Raw genomic sequence first — 16540 nt, 5'->3', positions numbered from 1 at the left:
GTTATTTTTAATTTGAACGCAAATTTACAAATTAATTTTTTAATCAATTTGTGCTTTTGCCTTTTTAGATTTTGATTTATAAGTAAGTCCATAAACTGTTAATGACAAGGCAGATAAAACCATACAACCAATGGTTACAGCGTGCCATCCGCCCCATTTCCACAACATTAAACCATAAGCAGATCCTGCAGCAGTACCTAGAAAAGTAAGCGACATAAAGACTGTATTTAATCTGTTTCTAGCTTCTGGCAATAATGAATACACACGTGTTTGGTTTGAAATGTGAACGCCTTGAATTCCGATATCAATAAACACAATTCCGATTGCAATACCGATTACACTTTCAATAGCAAAATAGAAAACCATAAAGCTTATTAAAACTAATAAACAGCCATAACCTACTGCAATTCTAGAGTTTCCTTTATCTCCCAATTTCCCAACCAAAGGCGCAGCCAAAGCTCCAGAAGCTCCAACAATTCCGAACAGACCAATTGTAGCACTATTAAAATTAAAAGGTTCGCCAGAAAGCAATAAAACCATTGTAGTCCAGAATGCTCCAAACTGAGCAAAACTAAAAACATTAATTGCCGTTGCTTCGCGCAAAACGGGCTGTGTTTTAATTAAGGTAAATAAAGATTGAATCAATTGTCCGTAAGTTCCTTGAAACTGTGGTTTATTCTGCGGAAATTTATTTTGAATGACAAAAAAGATCAAAAGACAAATTCCTGCCGCGATATAAAACATCGATCTCCAGCCTAAAACTTGACCGATAAATCCGCTTAAAGTTCGCGAAAGCAAAATCCCAACTAAAAGTCCGCTCATAATAGTTCCAACCACTTTCCCTCGTTCTTCGGGCGCGCTTAAAGAAGCTGCAAGAGGAAGAATAAGCTGTGGTACAATCGACGTGATTCCAATTAGCAATGAAGCAATTTGCAAAACAAGAAAACTTTTGGCTGTTGCTGCAATTAATAAAGCAATTACAGTAGCAAAAGTGGTCATTAAAATTTGCCTTTTTCGTTCTATTTTATCGCCAAGCGGAACCATAAAAAACAGTCCGATCGCGTAACCTGCTTGAGTTAGATAGGTTATCGTTCCGGCGCTGGCTTCAGGAATTTTAAATTCGTTGGCAATTAAAACAATCAAAGGCTGGCAGTAATAAAGATTTGCAACTATAAGACCAGTGCAAACTGCCATAAAAAGTACATTTGTTTTAGATAAATTCATGCTGCAAAAATACCGATCTAATCTTAATTGAATCTTTAAAAAAGTTATAAAATTTTTAAATTTAAGATTAGATCAGGATTTTAAACCTAAAAATCAACTGATTTTAAACCTGTTATGATTTTAAAAAATCTTCTCTCGCAGGGCCAAAAACATCCGTTAGCATTCCTGTTTCCAAACACACAACTCCATGAATTGCATGAGGCGGAATGTAAAAACTATCGCCTTCCTTTAACGTTTCGGTCACACCGTTTATCGTAACATCGAATTTTCCGCTTGCTACATAAGTAACTTGTGTATGATAATGTTCGTGTAAAACACCTATTCCGCCTTTCTCAAAATGCACATTTACCAGCATCACTCTTTCGTCAAAAGCTAAAATTTTGCGTTTTATTCCTTCTCCGACTACTTCCCACTCGATTTCGTCTCCTTTTATAAATTCTTTGCTTGTTCCTAAACTCATGATCTTTTTATTTTTGTTGAATGCTTTTAAGGTCTTTTTCCATCAATTCTAAACCTTCTTTTAATTTATTTTCCTTGAAGTACTTTTCTAACTCAAGTAATCTTTTTTTATTATCGTATTTTAATCCCGAATTTAGTTTTCTTTGACAAAGAGAACACAATCTAAGGGAATGTCTATCTGTTTCTACCATGCTATTTGTTCCGTTCATAACACAATTCGCTTCAATGCAATGATGCAAACCGAACATATGCCCTATTTCGTGTGAACAAATCTTCAATAATCGATCTAAACTCAAATTAAAGTCTGCTTCTTTTTGCATTCTGTACATCGAACTTACCGCAATTTTATCCCTATAAGATGCTAATCCAAACACATAATTCCATTCTGGCTTTGGGTACAAATCTTTTTCTGTTATGGCCATTAAAGCAACACCTTTATTGGGCTTTTCTTTTTTTAACACATCGGTTAAAATATAACCTGCTAAAAATTGCTCCTGCCCAACATCTCCAATTCTTCTAGCATTATTCGGAATAATAGCATTTGAAACATCTTTTAAAACTTTGGTTTCTAGCTGAAAAAATATTTGCAAATATTGACGAACCAATTCAATTTGTTTGACCTGCAACGAATTAAATGTTCCTATAGGCTGCAGATAAATAATATTTTCTTCTTTAGTCGGAACAACATGTTTTGTTTTAATAAACTGCTCAAAAGTCTGCCCTTTTCTTTACGAGAATACAGCCAATCACCAAAAACTGGCTCAGCAAGCTTAACATCATTAGTTTTGATCGCTACAAAATAGGGATCTACCTTTAAATTAAGCTCCTGCTTTGGCTCGTGATTTGATTTTGATTTTTCTTTCTTATTTGATTCACAAGAACAAAGAATAACTAATAACACCAAAAGAAGTTTCTTCATAAATCAATTTACTAGATTAAATTTTTCGAAATAAAATCACAACTCGTTTTAATTGATTCAAAAGAATTGGAAGCAAAATTATTCTCCTGTTCTACAAAAAAATGAACCATTCCCGATTGTTTTACTTCTTTAAAAATAGGTTTAAAATCGATTGTTCCAGAACCAACTTCGGTATTTAGATCATTATTTATTTTGTCTTTATCTTTTACGTGCCACATTTTAAAGCGGCCGGGATTTTCTTTGAATAATTTTAAAGGATCATTTCCAGAATGAATTACCCAATACAAATCCAATTCAAAAAAGACTAAATCTTTGTCGGTTTCCTTTAATAAAATTTCATAACCCGTTACGCCATCGTGCTTTTGAAATTCAAAATCATGATTATGATAGGCCAGTTTCAAACCTGCACTTTTACACATTTTTGCAGCTTCATTTACACGAGTGGCTATCTTTTTATAATCTTCAATATTTCTTCTGAAAGGTTCATCAACCCATGGAACAGTTAGAAATTCGCTTTTTAGAATTTTTGCAGCTTTAATTGACGCAATTAATTCTTCGGTATTGCCATCATACAAAAAGCTTCCTAAATTATAATGTCCGCTAACGGCTTTCAATCCATTATCATCTAAAATCTTTTTAAGTTCTTTTGGCGTTAATCCCCAAAACTGATCTTTTATCGAAAAACCGTATGTTTCGACATTGGTAAAACCTGCTTGGGCAACTTTTTCTAAAGTTCCTTTTACATCTTTCGGAAGTTCTTCACGAAGCGTATACAGCTGTAAGCCTATTTCTTTTTTATTCATAGAAAATGCAAATGATGGTGAAGCCAAAACAGCTGTTGCAGCAAGACCTGTGGTTACGATAAAATTTCTTCTGCTAATCATTTTATGATATAAATTTCAGAAAGTAAATATATCACAAAAATTGATTCTTAAAGTTTTCTGCAAAATTTTGAAGTGCTTCTGCGGTTTGTTCTGATGTGATTTCGCCTTCAGCACTAACTTTTCCGCGAACTCCCTGAATTAAAAGCTGTGTTGCATCATCAAATTTAGCTTCGAGTGTTTTCATTACCAGCAAAAGCTGTTCGTGTCCCATTTCTCCAGAAGCTGAAGCTGTAATTAGTCCTGTTTTCTTGTTTGAAAAAATCGTGGTTGAAACACACCATTCTAAAGCATTTTTTAAACTTCCCGGAAGGCTAAACACATATTCGGGCGTGCAAATAATAACGCCATCAGCATCTCTTATTTTATTTCTAAATGAAGTGATTTCTTGCGGAGGATTATCTGTATCTAAATCGGGATTAAAATGAGGAAGGCTTTCTAAATCTTCGAAAATTTCTATTTCAAAATTAGGTTTTAAATAATTTGAAATGTATTTCAGAATTTTGAAATTACTGGAATTACTTCTCGTACTTCCAGATATGGCAAGGATTTTTATTTTTGGTGAAGTCATTAAATAAACAATTCGTATTTCTAAATGAATCTAAAAATACGAATTGTTCAAAAATATTTGTGATAAACTTATTTAGATGTCAATAAATTTAATCCTTCCATTTTTGCAGAATCAATTGCTTGAGGCGGATAATTCTGTTTCTCTTGTCGTGTTGATGTAACTTTACCTTCTTTACTTATGTACACATAATTGTAGCGCCAGTAGTTTGATCCGGCCAATGAAGTTGTTCCATCTTCAGTAAAAACTTGATCTGCGTAAACAAGAATTTCACCATTTTGATTATTATCTAAAGTTCTTACCGGATTCCCTAAGGTTTTTAGCACTTTCGATTTAGCTTCTCCCACATCGACCGTAGCTGAGCTCGTACTTGCACAAGAGAACACAAAGAGTGCAAGCAGTGGGAACATTAATATTGTTTTTTTCATAATAAGTATTTGAATTTACGTTTGGATTTGGTCGCTATACCATTGATAATTAAGAATGTAATGATAAATAAAGTTACAACATTAACTTTTACACAATTTAATAAGTATGTTATATAATTATTACCAAAAGACTCCATGCAATATTTGTATCTTTGCCGGGAAGAAATTATCGATTAAAGATGCGAATTGACATTATTACACTCTTACCTGAATTATTAAGAAGTCCGTTTGAGGCCTCAATTATGAAACGCGCCATTGATAAAGGTTTGGTCGAAGTTCATTTTCACAATCTTCGTGATTACAGCACAAATAGACAGAAAAGTGTAGATGATTATCCTTTTGGCGGCGGAGCGGGTATGGTAATGACAATTCAGCCTATTGATGATTGCATTACGCATTTGAAAAGTCAGCGAGAATATGACGAAATAATCTATATGTCTCCTGACGGCGAAACTTTAGACCAAAAAATGGCAAATAAAATGTCAATGTATGAAAACATTATCATTTTGTGCGGACATTACAAAGGTGTTGATCAAAGAGTTAGAGATCATTTTATTACAAAAGAAATCTCAATTGGCGATTATGTTTTGTCTGGAGGAGAATTGGGCGCTATAGTTTTATCTGATGCTTTAATTCGATTAATTCCTGGTGTTTTAAGTGACGAAACCTCAGCCTTGACAGATAGTTTTCAGGACAATTTGCTTTCAGGACCAATATATACAAGACCTGCAGATTATAAAGGATGGAAAGTTCCAGAAGTTTTAACCAGCGGACACGCAGCCAAAATCGATAAATGGCGAGAAGACATGGCGTATGAACATACTAAAAATAGACGACCAGATTTGCTTGAGTAAATTCCAAATTTTAAAAATTACAAATCCCAATTAACCAAGCAGTTAAGAAATTGGAATTTGTAATTTAATTTATTGGAATTTAATTTTTTTTATCTACATTTGCACCCGAATTTGACCAACCTCTGGCGAGATCCGTGAATGTTGCTCTAATATAAAAACCATAATTTAAATTATCATGGCAGATTTATTAAAATTCGTTCAAGACGAATTCGTTGCTAAAAAAGATTTCCCAGATTTCGGAGCTGGAGACACAATTACTGTTTTCTACGAAATTAAAGAGGGTGAAAAAACAAGAACTCAGTTTTTTAAAGGAGTTGTAATTCAAAGAAGAGGTTCTGGTAACACAGAAACTTTTACTATCCGTAAAATGTCTGGATCTGTTGGTGTTGAGCGTATCTTCCCAGTAAACTTACCAGCTTTACAAAAAATCGAAGTTAACAAGAAAGGTGCTGTACGTAGAGCTAGAATTTTCTACTTCAGACAACTTACTGGTAAAAAAGCTAAGATTAAAGATAAAAGAAGATAATCATTTATCAAAATGTTATAAAAAACTCGTTTCATATTCTTTGAAACGAGTTTTTTTTATGTTCTATTTCTACCACTAACAAAACCGTAATTTTTTAATACCAAAATCATCGATTTAGCAATTTAACGAGCTCGAAATAACAATCTGTTAATTTCGTCTTTTCTCATCAAAACTCAACCGTTTTCGTTGTGATTTTATTATATTTGCTCCGCTCATTTTGAGCCGAATATATCTTTTACATCGTTAACTCCTGACGATACGATTATAAAAAAAAAGAAAATGAATAAATCAAAAATTTTTTACACCTTAACTGATGAGGCGCCGTTATTGGCAACTTACTCTTTGTTACCAATTGTTCAAGCTTTTACAGCAACAGCTGGAATTGAAATCGAAACCAGAGATATTTCGCTGGCAGGAAGAATTTTATCAAACTTCCCAGATTCTTTGACAGATGCTCAAAAAACTGGAGATGCATTGGCAGAATTAGGTCAATTAGCAACTCAGCCAGAAGCAAACATTATCAAATTACCAAACATTTCAGCATCTGTACCGCAATTAAAAGCGGCTATTGCTGAATTACAATCGCACGGATACAACGTACCAAATTTCCCAGAAGATCCACAAAACGATGCTGAAAAGGAAATTAAAGCTAAATATGCAAAAGTTTTAGGTTCTGCTGTAAACCCAGTTTTACGTGAAGGAAACTCTGATCGTAGAGCTCCAAGAGCAGTTAAAAACTTTGCAAAAGCAAACCCGCACTCTATGGGTGCTTGGTCTGCTGACTCAAAAACTAAAGTGGCTTCTATGTCAGGCGGTGATTTTTACGGAAGTGAAAAATCATTAACTGTAAATGAAGCTAATGATGTAAAAATCGAATTTGTTGCTAAAGACGGAACTGCAACTGTTCTTAAAGCAAGTACTCCATTAAAAGCTGGAGAAATTATTGACAGCTCTGTTTTAAGCGTAAGCAAATTAAAAGCTTTTGCTGCTGATGTTATCGCTGAAGCTAAAGCTGCAGGAGTTTTACTTTCTGTACACTTAAAAGCTACAATGATGAAAGTTTCTGATCCAATTATCTTTGGCGCTATCGTTGAAGTATATTTTGCAGATGTTTTCGAAAAATACGCTTCTTTATTTGCTGAATTAAACGTTGACACTAGAAATGGTTTAGGCGATATCTACGCTAAAATTGCTGGAAGACCTGAGCAAGCAGAAGTTGAAGCTGCTATCGATCAGGCAATTGCAAACCGAACCAGCTTTGGCAATGGTAAATTCTGATAAAGGAATTACAAACTTACACGTTCCATCTGACGTAATTGTTGATGCTTCTATGCCAGCAATGATCCGTACTTCTGGACAAATGTGGAACAAAGAAGGTAAAGCACAAGATACATTTGCTGTTATTCCAGATAGATCTTATGCTGGAGTTTATACTGCAACTATCGATTTCTGTAAAAAACATGGTGCTTTTGACCCGAAAACAATGGGAAGTGTTCCTAACGTTGGATTAATGGCTCAAAAAGCTGAAGAATACGGATCTCACGACAAAACTTTCCAAATTAAAGGTGACGGTGTTGTACGTGTGGTTGACCAAAACGGAAATGTTTTAATGGAGCAAAATGTTGAAGCTAATGACATTTTTAGAATGTGTCAGGCAAAAGACGCTCCTATTCAAGACTGGGTTAAATTGGCTGTAAACAGAGCTCGTTTATCTAGTACTCCTGCTGTTTTCTGGTTAGACGAAAACAGAGCACACGATAGAGAATTGATCGTAAAAGTTCAAAAATACCTTAAAGACTACGATACTACAAACTTAGATATTCGTATTTTAAACCCAATTGCTGCTACAGAATTTACTTTAGACAGAATCATCAAAGGTTTAGATACGATCTCTGTAACTGGAAACGTTTTACGTGACTACTTAACAGATTTATTCCCAATTTTAGAATTAGGAACTTCTGCTAAAATGCTTTCTATCGTTCCGTTAATGAACGGTGGTGGATTGTTTGAAACGGGTGCTGGAGGTTCTGCTCCTAAACACGTTGAGCAATTTACAGAAGAAGGATACTTACGTTGGGATTCATTAGGAGAATTTTTAGCTCTTGGCGCTTCTTTAGAACATTTAGGACAAACTTTAGACAACTCTAAAGCTATTGTTTTATCTGAAACTTTAGATCAAGCTAACGATAAATTCTTAGCAAATGATAAATCTCCAGCTCGTAAAGTGGGTCAGATTGACAACCGTGGTTCTCACTTCTATTTAGCATTCTATTGGGCTCAAGCTTTGGCTGCTCAAACTAAAGATGCTGAATTGCAAGCTATCTTTACTCCAATTGCTGCTGAATTTGAAGCTAACGAAGCTAAAATCGATGCAGAATTAATTGGTGCTCAAGGAAAAGCGCAGAACATTGGAGGTTACTACCAACCAACTCCTGAGTTAATAAGCAAAGCAATGCGTCCTAGTGAAACTTTCAACGCTATTGTTGCTAAAATCAAATAATTCAGAATACATCTGTATTTCGAAATAAACAAAAAGGACAACCCACAAGGTTGTCCTTTTTTTATCTTAACTTATGTTTAACAAAAGTTCCGTAAGAATATTTAGTAAGAATTCATTATCTATGTAAATCAAAATCAATATAATGATTACAAAAAATACCTGCACATTTCTTCTTTTCATTTTAACGATCTTCACCTCATTTGCGCAGGAAAAATTTACTTTAAGCGGAACTATCAGCGACAGTAAAAACAACGAAACTTTAATTGGAGTTAATATCTTTATTCCAGCTTTAAAAATTGGAACCACAACCAACGAATACGGCTTTTATTCTATTTCTATACCAAAAGGCGAATATGAAATCGAAATTAGCTACGTGGGCTATCAAACCATTCAAAAAAATATTGTTTTAGATCAGAATATAAAAAACAATTTCTCGATCAAAGAAGGTGGCGAAGAACTGCAGGAAGTCATCATTACTGAAAACAAAAGCAAAGCCAATATCAAATCGCCAGAAATGAGCGTGAACAAACTCTCCATTTCGACCATAAAAAAAATGCCTGTTGTTTTAGGAGAAGTAGACGTCTTGAAATCTATTTTATTACTTCCAGGCGTTACCAATGCAGGCGAAGGAGCTTCTGGATTTAATGTCCGCGGAGGCGGTGCAGACCAAAACCTTATTCTTTTAGATGAAGCGACTATTTTTAATTCGTCTCACGTTTTCGGATTCTTTTCTGTTTTTAATCCTGATGCGATTAAAGATTTAAAACTGTATAAAGGCGGAATTCCGGCACGATATGGCGGAAGAGCTTCTTCGGTTTTAGAAATTTATCAAAAAGACGGGAGCAGTAAAGATTTTCATATGAATGGCGGAATCGGATTAATTTCGAGCCGTTTACTGGCAGAAGGTCCAATTGTAAAAGACAAAGGTTCTTTCTTAATTGGCGGAAGGGCTTCTTACGCACATCTTTTTCTTAAACTTTCTGAAGACAACAAAGACAATGCAGCTTATTTTTATGATTTAAATACCAAATTAAACTATAAACTCAACGATAATAACAGTTTGTATTTATCTGGATATTTTGGACGAGACGTTTTCAGATTAAATAAAAGTTTTACCAATACTTATGGAAATTCAACTTTAAATCTAAGATGGAATCATCTGTATTCTGATAAATTATTCTCCAATCTATCCTTAATTTATAGTGATTACTATTACGGATTGGATCTTGATTTTGTTGGTTTCAATTGGGATTCAGGAATCAAAAACTATAACATCAAATACGATTTCAAACATTATCTTTCAGACAAATTAAAACTGAATTATGGCGTTAATGGAATTTATTACAACTTTAATCCAGGAACCATAAAGCCAACCGGGGAAGATTCTGGTATTAATCCAGATCAATTGGATAGAAAATATGCTTTTGAACCTTCTATTTATTTAGATGCCGAAAGTCAGATTTCTAAAAGACTTACTGTCGCTTACGGATTGCGATACAGCTTATTTTACAGATTAGGCGCTTCTACTATTAATTACTACGATAACAATGAAGCCGTAGTTTTTAATACCGACATGCAGATTTACGAAAAAGGCACGCCAACTTCAACACAATATTTTGGCAAAAACAAAGTCATTCAGAGTTACAAAAATCTTGAACCCCGTTTTTCTATTTCGTACCAATTAAATGATGAACAAGCTCTAAAAGCGAGTTACAATAGAATGGCGCAATATCTTCAATTAATTTCTAATACCTCATCTCCTACTCCGCTAGATGTTTGGATGCCGAGCGATAATTACATTAAACCTCAACTTGCAGATCAGGTGGCGTTAGGTTATTTTAGAAATATTTATAATGACGCTTATTCGCTAGAAGTAGAAACCTATTACAAAAAAATACAAAACAGACTAGATTATATAGACGGAGCCGATTTAATTGCCAACAATGCCATAGAACAGGTTATTTTAAATGGTCAAATGCGCTCATATGGTTTAGAACTGATGATAAAGAAAAACAAAGGCCGATTTAATGGCTGGATTTCGTACACGCTCTCAAGATCGGAACAGCAGACTCCAGGAAGAACTCCAGAAGAAATTGGTATTAACGATGGCAAATGGTACGCATCTGCTTATGACAAAACACATAATTTAGCGATTACATCTGCATACAATTTAAACGAAAAATGGTCATTTGGTGCTAACTTTGCATTGCAGTCAGGACAGCCAGTAACGTATCCGAACGGACAGTACCAATATTTAGGCATTATAGTTCCAAGTTATGGTTTACGAAACGAAAATCGACTTCCTTCTTATAATCATTTGGATATTTCTGCAACTTTAACGCCGCGCAACAATAAAAATAGAAACTGGAAAGGCGAATGGGTTTTCAGTATTTACAATCTTTATAATCGAATGAATGCCGCTTCAATCAACTTTAGGCAAAATGTTGATACGGGGGCAAATGAAGCCGTGAGATTATCCATTTTCGGAATTGTTCCTGCAGTAAGTTATAATTTCAAATTCTAAAAAAATGAGTTCAAAAACTAAAAATAAGCTTATGAGAAAATTAGTTTTTTTAATCGTATTTTTTACATCATTGTTTTTCACTAGTTGCGAAGAAGTAGTTGATGTTGACTTAGATACCGCTCCTCCAAAACTAGTGATCGAAGCCGCTATAACTTGGGAAAAGGGCACTTCTGGAAAACAACAAGTTATTAGATTAACATCGACAACAGGTTATTTTGAGGATGTTATTCCTGCAGTATCAAATGCGGTGGTTTATGTGACAAACAGCAAAAATCAGAAATTTAATTTTATCGAATTTAATAATACAGGGCATTATATCTGCCCTAATTTCAGACCTGAAATTAATGACGAATATACTCTAACCGTTATTGACAAAGGAAACACTTATACAGCATCTGAAGTTTTAAAATCGGTAGCGCCAATTACTCGAATCGAACAAAAAAATAACAGCGGTTTTACAGGAGAAGATATCGAAATAAAAGCTTATTTTACAGATCCTGCAGATGAAGACAATTTTTATTTATTTAAATATGTTTATTCGAATAAAGTAACTTCAAATTATTATGTTTCTGAAGATAAATTTTATCAAGGAAATGAAATTTTCAGCAGCGCCATTGATGAAGATTTAAAAGCAGGAGATGAAGTCGAGGTAACGCATTACGGGATTTCTAAGCAATATTATAATTACATGAACATCTTGGTAAGTATAGCGGGAAGTAATGTTGGAGGTCCCGTTTCAATCGCCGCCAGCCACCGTAAAAGGAAACATCATCAATACAACAGACAAAAATAATTATCCGCTTGGGTATTTCTCTCTAAGCGAAACCAGTACACAGAAATACAAAATTGAGTAATTATGCTACCCATCATTAAAAACTTAACCGAGAAAAAACTCGTTGGACATTCTATCGAAATGTCATTTATCGAGAATAAAACTTTTCAATTATGGAGTGGTTTTATGCCCAATCGAAAAGAAATAAAAAATGCTATTGATGCCAATTTATATTCTTTAGAAGTGTATGCAAAAAACCATTTTGATAATTTTGATCCTAATGACAGTTTCCAGAAATGGGCCGCAGTAGAAGTTTCAGATTATCAAACTATTCCAGAAGGAATGAAAACTTTAATTGTTCCAGATGGTTTATATGCCGTTTTTCTTCATTAGGCCCTGCAACAGAAGCTCATAAAACATATCATTACATTTTTGCAGAATGGCTCCCAAAGTCTGAATATACAGTAGATGACAGACCGCATTTTGCCGTAATGGATCATAAATACAAAAAAGACGACCCAACTTCTGAAGAAGAAATTTGGATTCCGATAAAAAATAGAAATTAAAATGGTTATAGAATCACTAAAAATTCTTTTCAATAGGGATCTTAACAAACTAAAATTTGAGATCGAATCGTACGAATTCGAAAAACAAATTTGGGTAATAGATAAAAACATTTCCAATTCAGCTGGAAATTTATGCCTGCATTTAATTGGAAATCTAAACACTTACATTGGCGCTGAAATTGGTAAAACTGGTTACGTTCGAAATCGTCCGTTAGAGTTTTCATTAAAAGATATTCCAAAACCAGAATTGATTTCTAAAATCGAAGACACGATTGAAGTGATCAATAAAAGCTTGGATTCCTTAACTGAAAAAGATTTAGAACAGATTTATCCGCAGATTGTTTTTGAAAAAGAGATGACAACAGGCTTTTTCTTAATTCATCTTTCAACCCATTTAGCCTATCATTTAGGACAAATCAATTACCACAGAAGACTTCTTGATTTCTGATTGTAGATTTGAGATTGCAGATTTTAGATTTTTACTAAGATTACCAAAAAATCTAAAATCTAAAATCATAAATCTAAAATTCTAACCCGTACCTTTACACCACATTCAAAAAAACGCTTATGTCATCACACCATATAGTTCGCGACGATCAAGAACCGGCTTTAATAATTGCAAATGGCGCAGCCTGCGATCCCGAATTATTAGGACAATTATTAGAATGGTCGCCACTGGTTATCGTGTTAGATTCGGCTATTGAAAGAGTGATTGAATTAGGCATAAAAGTCGATGTGCTTTTGGGTGATTTTGACCGCGGTTTTGATCCTGAAATTTATAAAACTTCGCAATTTCCAATCGAAATCGTTCATACGCCAGATCAAGATAAAACAGATCTAGAAAAGGCTTTTGATTATCTTATCGAAAGAAAAATTCCTGCCGTAAATGTCGTTTGGGCAACCGGAAAACGCGCCGATCATACGATTACAAACCTTACACAGATTGTTCGTTACAGAAATTCACTCAAAATTGTAATTCTCGACGATCATTCAAAAATATTTTTACTTCCAACAAAATTTGAGAAATGGTATACCGCTAAAACACCAATTTCACTTATTCCAATTGGTGTTGTAAACGGAATTTCTTCAGCCAATTTAAAGTACGAATTAAACAACGATACCCTTACAATGGGCTATAGAACCGGAAGCAGTAATTCTGTCGAAAAAGATGGCATTGTAACCATTACACATCGAGAAGGGGATTTGCTTTTAATGGAGTGTTTTGATTAGAAGCTAATTCCTGCTGTCCGCTATATCTTTTGTGGTGAACCCCACCACAAAAGGATGCCGCTCCCATCAGGGCTAGGCACTCATTTTCAAAACAACTCTTTCTACAAAAAAGGAATACCTATCTTTGCACTCGAAATCAATGAAAATGAAAACAAACGACAATTCCGAAAAAAGCAATTTACACCCAAGAAATCTTCATCGAAACCGATATGATTTTGAAAAACTGATTTCAAATTGCCCAGAATTGAAAGCTTTTATTTCTGTAAACAAATACGGAATCGAAACTATTGATTTCAGCAATCCGTCTGCTGTAAAAGCATTAAACAAGGCTTTACTGAAAACCTATTACGGCATTCAAAACTGGGATATTCCTAAAAATTATCTTTGCCCGCCAATTCCAGGACGCGCGGATTACATTCATTATATTGCCGATCTATTGGCAGAAAGCAACAATAATCAGATTCCAGAAACCTCACATGTTTTAGGATTAGATATCGGTACCGGTTCAAATTTAATCTATCCGATATTAGGGAATTCAATTTATAACTGGAGTTTTGTTGGAACAGATATTGACCAAAAAGCAATCGAAAATTGCAGTAAAATTATCGAAGCCAATCCAGAATTAATCGATTCTATCAGTTTGCAACAACAGACCGAACCCCGATTTATTTTCAAAAATATCATCACGCCCGAAGACCATTTTACATTCACGATGTGTAATCCGCCTTTTCATGCCTCTGCTGAGGAAGCGAATAAAAGTACTTCTCGAAAGGTTTCCAATCTTAATCCGAAAGAAAAAAGAAATACAAATCCCATTTTGAATTTTGGTGGACAAAATGCAGAATTGTGGTGCAATGGCGGCGAAATCGGATTCATCACGCAAATGATTTATGAAAGCGCTAAATATCCTTCGCAAGTTTTATGGTTTACCACTCTGGTTTCTAAAAAAGAAAATCTTTCTTCGATCTACAAAATATTGAAAAAAGTAAACGCCGTTTCTGTCCAAACAATCGAAATGTCGCAAGGACAAAAAAATAGCCGAATTGTGGCTTGGAGCTTCCTAAATGATACTGAGCATAACTCTTGGAAATTTTAAGATTTTCAAAATCAATAGTATCGTTTTGTTTTGTAACTTCGATAAAATTATGCAATCATGAACACTCTCGAGCTTAAAAATATTTTAATTTCTGAAATTGGAAAAATTGATGACGATCAATTTTTATCTGCACTAAAAACAATTTTAGATAGTCGTAAAACTCCTGTCAATTATTCTGAAAGATACAATGAAGATTTAAAAGTTGCCGAAGAAGATATTCAAAGTGGCAATTTCTACTCTCATAATGAAATTAAGGATCAAATTGAGCAATGGAAAAAGAAATAATTTGGTCTAAAGCTGCTAAAAATCAGCTTGAAAAGATATACTTTCATATATTTAAAGAATCTAAAAATAAGAATATCCCAAACAAAGTAATTGATACTATTTACAACTCCGTAACAATCTTAAAAACAAACTGGGAAATTTACGAATTGGATGAAATGAAAATTCCAAACAATAGAGATTATCGCGCATATGAAATCTACAGTTATAGGATATCATACAAAATAACTTTCAATGAAATTCATATTTTAAGAATTCGCCATACAAGTCGTAATCCCAAGAAATTATAATCCTGTTTCTAACTAAAGAACTCATTTCCAAAACAAAACCTTGATTTTATAAATAGCTTTTGCTACATTTATTGTAAACTATTTAAAATCAATATCATGGCAGAATACATTGGTTATCTCGCGTCTGTATTTATTGTTGGAGGTTTTTTGCTAAAAAACCTTAGAGCGATCCGATTTATTAATATGTTTGGCTGTATCTGTTTTGTCATTTACGGCATTTTTTTAAATGATTACAGAGATTTCAACCAATGGCTTTGGCCAGTAATTATTCCGAACGCGATTTTAGCTTTTGTACAGATTTATTATTTAACCTCCAAAAACGATAAATCTTAAAATTATGATATTTTAAAATAAAATTCTGATACCCTTTTCACCTACTCTAATCGTAACTTTAAGCTGAAAATTGAATTTTATTATGATATTAAAAATATATTCCCGCTTAGCAATTGTACTTTTTTTAGTGACAAGTTGTGCTTCAAAAAAAGCAAAATTTGACGATTATGTTTTTAAAACCAAAGCCGAAGAGACAAAATATCAAACTGCCTATGATAAGGCTTTAAAACTTTGGAATATTCCTTATAGCGAAGAAGACGTAAAAACAAGTTTTGGAACGGCGCACATTGTAATCGCAGGGCCAAGAAACGGGAAAAGCTTAGTCTTACTTCACGGAATGGACGCCAGTTCTACTATGTGGTACCCAAACATTAAAGTTCTAGCCAAAAACCATCGCATTTATGCCATCGATTTTATAATGGAACCTAACAAATCCCATCTAACGGCAAAACCGCTTTCATCTGATGATATTGTTGTTTTCTATAACGAAATTTTCGCTCATTATAAATTAAAAAAATTGGATCTAATCGGGGCTTCACGAGGCGGCTGGATTGCTACATTATTAGCAACTCAAAAACAAAATTCTATCGATAAAATTGTTTTATTAAGTCCTGCACAGACTTTTAAATTTCTTGATAAACCTAGAAAAACAACTTCTGCATTGATGCTAAAACTTTTTCCGAGCGAAAAGAAATTTAGTAAAACATTAAACACCTTTTCAGCTCATCCAGAAAACATAAGCCGTATTTACAAAAGACAGTTTTATTTGGCTAATAAATACGCAAAATCCAATTCTAGCATGCTTAAAATGATGCCTTTTTCAGATAAAGAATTAGAATCGATTCAAAATCCTGTTTTGGTTTTAATTGGAGATAAAGACGTTATCAATTCAGAAGAAAGTCTAGAAAGGGCGAAGAAACATTTATCAAAAAGCGAAACTAGAATCATCAAAGATGCAGGGCATTTTCTAACTATTGATCAGCCCAAGATTGTAAATGACGCTGTTATTAGTTTTTTAGATTAAGAGTATTTTTTTTGTCACACATTTTTACAAATAAGCTTTGCATTTACATTGGTTTCATAAACAA

Annotated in this window: 18 protein-coding genes and 2 pseudogenes; 13 read left to right on the top strand and 7 right to left on the bottom strand. The window is 33.9% G+C overall.

The window, feature by feature from the left end; all coding sequences use genetic code 11:
• Positions 1 to 39 precede the first annotated feature (39 nt).
• The 7 genes from ACPWTF_RS19505 to ACPWTF_RS19475 all read right to left on the bottom strand — a co-directional run bounded on the left by ACPWTF_RS19505 (position 40) and on the right by ACPWTF_RS19475 (position 4461).
• A complete protein-coding gene (locus ACPWTF_RS19505) occupies positions 40 to 1194 on the bottom strand; it encodes an MFS transporter (RefSeq protein WP_427872592.1) in 1155 nt (384 codons plus the stop codon).
• Positions 1195 to 1336: 142 nt separating this feature from the next.
• Complete coding sequence (locus ACPWTF_RS19500) at positions 1337 to 1687, bottom strand: cupin domain-containing protein (protein WP_379797646.1); 351 nt, start codon at positions 1685 to 1687, stop codon at positions 1337 to 1339.
• A 4-nt stretch (positions 1688 to 1691) separates the two neighbouring features.
• On the bottom strand, positions 1692 to 2309 hold the full coding sequence (locus ACPWTF_RS19495) for a reprolysin-like metallopeptidase (RefSeq protein ID WP_427872591.1): 618 nt from the start codon (positions 2307 to 2309) through the stop codon (positions 1692 to 1694).
• A 14-nt stretch (positions 2310 to 2323) separates the two neighbouring features.
• A complete protein-coding gene (locus ACPWTF_RS19490; protein WP_427872590.1) occupies positions 2324 to 2602 on the bottom strand; it encodes a hypothetical protein in 279 nt (92 codons plus the stop codon).
• An 11-nt stretch (positions 2603 to 2613) separates the two neighbouring features.
• Complete coding sequence (locus tag ACPWTF_RS19485) at positions 2614 to 3486, bottom strand: sugar phosphate isomerase/epimerase family protein (protein ID WP_427872589.1); 873 nt, start codon at positions 3484 to 3486, stop codon at positions 2614 to 2616.
• Between the two features lie 31 nt (positions 3487 to 3517).
• On the bottom strand, positions 3518 to 4054 hold the full coding sequence (locus tag ACPWTF_RS19480) for an NADPH-dependent FMN reductase (RefSeq protein ID WP_427872588.1): 537 nt from the start codon (positions 4052 to 4054) through the stop codon (positions 3518 to 3520).
• A 68-nt stretch (positions 4055 to 4122) separates the two neighbouring features.
• Positions 4123 to 4461: a hypothetical protein gene (locus ACPWTF_RS19475; RefSeq protein ID WP_427872587.1), complete on the bottom strand. Its 339-nt coding sequence runs from the start codon at positions 4459 to 4461 to the stop codon at positions 4123 to 4125.
• A gap of 197 nt (positions 4462 to 4658) precedes the next feature.
• Here ACPWTF_RS19475 and trmD point away from each other — a divergent pair, with 197 nt between their 5' ends.
• The 13 genes and pseudogenes from trmD (at position 4659) to ACPWTF_RS19410 (ending at position 16476) form a co-directional block, all read left to right on the top strand.
• Complete coding sequence (gene trmD / locus ACPWTF_RS19470; protein WP_427872586.1) at positions 4659 to 5333, top strand: tRNA (guanosine(37)-N1)-methyltransferase TrmD; 675 nt, start codon at positions 4659 to 4661, stop codon at positions 5331 to 5333.
• Positions 5334 to 5508: 175 nt separating this feature from the next.
• Positions 5509 to 5859: a 50S ribosomal protein L19 gene (gene rplS, locus ACPWTF_RS19465; protein WP_144214894.1), complete on the top strand. Its 351-nt coding sequence runs from the start codon at positions 5509 to 5511 to the stop codon at positions 5857 to 5859.
• A 279-nt stretch (positions 5860 to 6138) separates the two neighbouring features.
• A pseudogene (locus ACPWTF_RS19460) lies at positions 6139 to 8359 on the top strand (NADP-dependent isocitrate dehydrogenase).
• A 142-nt stretch (positions 8360 to 8501) separates the two neighbouring features.
• Positions 8502 to 10883, top strand: a complete 2382-nt coding sequence (locus ACPWTF_RS19455; RefSeq protein WP_427872585.1) for a TonB-dependent receptor — start codon at positions 8502 to 8504, stop codon at positions 10881 to 10883.
• A 31-nt stretch (positions 10884 to 10914) separates the two neighbouring features.
• The gene (locus ACPWTF_RS19450; RefSeq protein WP_427872584.1) at positions 10915 to 11676 is read left to right on the top strand and encodes a DUF4249 domain-containing protein; all 762 of its coding nucleotides are present in this window, start codon (positions 10915 to 10917) and stop codon (positions 11674 to 11676) included.
• A 63-nt stretch (positions 11677 to 11739) separates the two neighbouring features.
• Positions 11740 to 12221 (top strand): annotated as a pseudogene (locus tag ACPWTF_RS19445) (GyrI-like domain-containing protein).
• A 1-nt stretch (position 12222) separates the two neighbouring features.
• Complete coding sequence (locus ACPWTF_RS19440; protein ID WP_427872583.1) at positions 12223 to 12669, top strand: DinB family protein; 447 nt, start codon at positions 12223 to 12225, stop codon at positions 12667 to 12669.
• Between the two features lie 119 nt (positions 12670 to 12788).
• Positions 12789 to 13451 (top strand): thiamine diphosphokinase, encoded by a 663-nt coding sequence (locus ACPWTF_RS19435; RefSeq protein WP_427872582.1) that lies wholly within the window; start codon positions 12789 to 12791, stop codon positions 13449 to 13451.
• A gap of 145 nt (positions 13452 to 13596) precedes the next feature.
• Complete coding sequence (gene rlmF, locus ACPWTF_RS19430; protein ID WP_427872581.1) at positions 13597 to 14547, top strand: 23S rRNA (adenine(1618)-N(6))-methyltransferase RlmF; 951 nt, start codon at positions 13597 to 13599, stop codon at positions 14545 to 14547.
• Between the two features lie 57 nt (positions 14548 to 14604).
• Complete coding sequence (locus tag ACPWTF_RS19425; RefSeq protein WP_095931362.1) at positions 14605 to 14832, top strand: hypothetical protein; 228 nt, start codon at positions 14605 to 14607, stop codon at positions 14830 to 14832.
• Positions 14817 to 15119, top strand: coding sequence for a type II toxin-antitoxin system RelE/ParE family toxin (locus tag ACPWTF_RS19420; RefSeq protein WP_427872580.1), 303 nt, complete (start codon positions 14817 to 14819; stop codon positions 15117 to 15119). The genes ACPWTF_RS19425 and ACPWTF_RS19420 overlap by 16 nt, the downstream gene beginning before the upstream one ends.
• A gap of 96 nt (positions 15120 to 15215) precedes the next feature.
• The gene (locus ACPWTF_RS19415; protein WP_111365373.1) at positions 15216 to 15452 is read left to right on the top strand and encodes a uroporphyrinogen decarboxylase; all 237 of its coding nucleotides are present in this window, start codon (positions 15216 to 15218) and stop codon (positions 15450 to 15452) included.
• Positions 15453 to 15534: 82 nt separating this feature from the next.
• The gene (locus ACPWTF_RS19410) at positions 15535 to 16476 is read left to right on the top strand and encodes an alpha/beta fold hydrolase (protein WP_427872579.1); all 942 of its coding nucleotides are present in this window, start codon (positions 15535 to 15537) and stop codon (positions 16474 to 16476) included.
• The last annotated feature ends 64 nt before the right edge of the window (positions 16477 to 16540 follow it).

Origin of the sequence: Flavobacterium sp. MMS24-S5 (assembly GCF_050320125.1) — a bacterium.
Taxonomy (GTDB): domain Bacteria; phylum Bacteroidota; class Bacteroidia; order Flavobacteriales; family Flavobacteriaceae; genus Flavobacterium; species Flavobacterium tyrosinilyticum.
Note: the sequence above shows the minus strand (reverse complement) of the source record. Positions and strands in the feature narration are given on the sequence as shown.

Coding starts and splice junctions, on each gene's coding strand:
- ACPWTF_RS19505 (WP_427872592.1), bottom strand. CDS start 1,194: ATGGCAGTTTGCACTGGTCTTATAGTTGCAAATCTTTATTACTGCCAG.
- ACPWTF_RS19490 (WP_427872590.1), bottom strand. CDS start 2,602: ATGAAGAAACTTCTTTTGGTGTTATTAGTTATTCTTTGTTCTTGTGAA.
- ACPWTF_RS19485 (WP_427872589.1), bottom strand. CDS start 3,486: ATGATTAGCAGAAGAAATTTTATCGTAACCACAGGTCTTGCTGCAACA.
- ACPWTF_RS19480 (WP_427872588.1), bottom strand. CDS start 4,054: ATGACTTCACCAAAAATAAAAATCCTTGCCATATCTGGAAGTACGAGA.
- ACPWTF_RS19475 (WP_427872587.1), bottom strand. CDS start 4,461: ATGTTCCCACTGCTTGCACTCTTTGTGTTCTCTTGTGCAAGTACGAGC.
- trmD (WP_427872586.1), top strand. CDS start 4,659: ATGCGAATTGACATTATTACACTCTTACCTGAATTATTAAGAAGTCCG.
- rplS (WP_144214894.1), top strand. CDS start 5,509: ATGGCAGATTTATTAAAATTCGTTCAAGACGAATTCGTTGCTAAAAAA.
- ACPWTF_RS19455 (WP_427872585.1), top strand. CDS start 8,502: ATGATTACAAAAAATACCTGCACATTTCTTCTTTTCATTTTAACGATC.
- ACPWTF_RS19450 (WP_427872584.1), top strand. CDS start 10,915: ATGAGAAAATTAGTTTTTTTAATCGTATTTTTTACATCATTGTTTTTC.
- ACPWTF_RS19440 (WP_427872583.1), top strand. CDS start 12,223: ATGGTTATAGAATCACTAAAAATTCTTTTCAATAGGGATCTTAACAAA.
- ACPWTF_RS19435 (WP_427872582.1), top strand. CDS start 12,789: ATGTCATCACACCATATAGTTCGCGACGATCAAGAACCGGCTTTAATA.
- rlmF (WP_427872581.1), top strand. CDS start 13,597: ATGAAAACAAACGACAATTCCGAAAAAAGCAATTTACACCCAAGAAAT.
- ACPWTF_RS19425 (WP_095931362.1), top strand. CDS start 14,605: ATGAACACTCTCGAGCTTAAAAATATTTTAATTTCTGAAATTGGAAAA.
- ACPWTF_RS19420 (WP_427872580.1), top strand. CDS start 14,817: ATGGAAAAAGAAATAATTTGGTCTAAAGCTGCTAAAAATCAGCTTGAA.
- ACPWTF_RS19415 (WP_111365373.1), top strand. CDS start 15,216: ATGGCAGAATACATTGGTTATCTCGCGTCTGTATTTATTGTTGGAGGT.
- ACPWTF_RS19410 (WP_427872579.1), top strand. CDS start 15,535: ATGATATTAAAAATATATTCCCGCTTAGCAATTGTACTTTTTTTAGTG.